Below are 1,741 nucleotides of genomic sequence, written 5' to 3' on the forward strand. Positions count from 1 at the left end.
GGACTTGAGCTTTTTAATTATTTATTCAACTTACCGCAAAAAATTATACACTTAGTTTAAAATGCTTCCAACATACGGGGAGAATACCGACAAATTTCTATATTTATACAAATCGAAGAAGGATCACCTCCACACACGTGGAGAATACAACGTCAAAAGCCATGACTGATGCCATAAGCCGGGATCACCTCCACACACGTGGAGAATACCAAAATACAACGAATTGTAGAAGGTTTGGACAGGGATCACCTCCACACACGTGGAGAATACTAAACAAATCCCATTATATCAATGATCCTCAATTCAAATCATAACATTTTTCATTACTTTTAAGAAGATCCATTTTTCAACACATGTAAGCAATGTCTAAATATCCAAACTCAATTGAATAAACTCCGACTGATTTTTTTCGTTTTCGATGCCTTACCCCCTCGTTACCAGTAAGCTTTAACCAATTTTGATTTAGCGCACTGGCTTCAACATATATCTGAATAATCTGATCATCATGCAAATCCTTCAGTTTCATATTGTTTGCACCAACTATATTATCAATCACAGCATTAATTGCTCTTCTCATTTGATTAACAGTATGTGTTTTTTTAGACATATGATGATATGGTTTAGAAATACCTTTAAATTTTTCATTTAACTTTCGCAACTTTATAAAAAAATGACTATAATCAGTTTCAGCAACTAAAAGTAATTTTAATAAATTTAAATTATCTAAAAGAATCCAGATAGATTGCTCAAGGTTTTTATCATTCAAATATAATTTTCGTTCAGCAATTTTATCCATTAATTGCTCGATTTGATCCATTACTGTTTTCACATTTCTAACTTATATTTTGTCCACATTTTGCCTTACCTTTGTTAAATTATTCAAAAAAATAATGAAAAAGTTACGACGCTTTTTCTCGCTACCAATTTTTCTACCCAAAATTTGAAAGTTTTTAAAATCTTTGCTTAATGTCTTATTTAAAAGACGAGCTGAATTGATAATTGGTGTAACGTAATATAATGATTCTTCATTATATACAATTTTTTCGATTTCTCTAGTCAAAAAAGTGATTTTTTTCTGTAAAAATGACAAACTTTTAGAATCTTGAACACATTGTTCTCGCCATAAATTCAATAATCCGAAACATTTTAAGAAGCTTTCATCTTTACGACAATCATACTCATTATCAATGGAATAATACAAAACACTCGCGTTAGTTAAAAGTTTACGCCGTGCTGCTCCAGCTAACATATCTGCTATTTGAACGCCAATATATTTTTTAGAGTCGACAAACTTTACACTATAAGTTCCTATAAAATCCTGTTCATCTAAAAAATCTTTAATCAAAAATTTAAAAATTTCAATTAACTGCTCTCTGGAACTCAAATATGTCTGTTGATCAACAAACACACGTAATTCAAAAATTTCATGATCATTTGGAGACTTAGATCTTATTAATTGAAGTATGCGCTTAAGAGGATAAGCATATGCTTCTATCACACCTGCCATTTTTATCTCTTCAGAATAGCCATCAGCATAATGATAATCATTAGAATTATTTACCAAATAAATGTGATTATAATTAGATGCCGTTTTTAATGCATCAATTATTTTATTATTACTAGCTCTTAAACTTTTTACTTCTTTTTTTGCTTTTTTAATTATCTTCTTTTGATATTTTTCAATTACTGCTAACTTCCCAGAGCAATCAAACTCAAGTCCTCTGAGAAAGTGCCCTAAACC

Annotated in this window: 2 protein-coding genes and 1 CRISPR repeat array; both genes read right to left on the minus strand. The window is 30.2% G+C overall.

The window, feature by feature from the left end:
* Nucleotides 1–59: 59 nt before the first annotated feature.
* A CRISPR array of direct repeats spans nucleotides 60–272; the repeat unit is 28 nt; unit sequence GGATCACCTCCACACACGTGGAGAATAC.
* Nucleotides 273–346: 74 nt separating this feature from the next.
* The gene (locus CP352_RS10690; protein ID WP_089143432.1) at nucleotides 347–817 is read right to left on the minus strand and encodes a hypothetical protein; all 471 of its coding nucleotides are present in this window, start codon (nucleotides 815–817) and stop codon (nucleotides 347–349) included.
* Between the two features lie 21 nt (nucleotides 818–838).
* Nucleotides 839–1,741, minus strand: a 903-nt coding sequence (locus CP352_RS10695; RefSeq protein ID WP_143465302.1) for a DUF3800 domain-containing protein, incomplete at its 5' end; no start/stop codon positions are given.

This window comes from Lactobacillus sp. UMNPBX1 (assembly GCF_002554085.1).
In the GTDB taxonomy this organism is placed as follows: domain Bacteria; phylum Bacillota; class Bacilli; order Lactobacillales; family Lactobacillaceae; genus Lactobacillus; species Lactobacillus crispatus.

Excerpts from the sequence above, each read along its gene's own strand:
- CP352_RS10690 (WP_089143432.1), bottom strand. The coding sequence starts at position 817 with ATGGATCAAATCGAGCAATTAATGGATAAAATTGCTGAACGAAAATTA.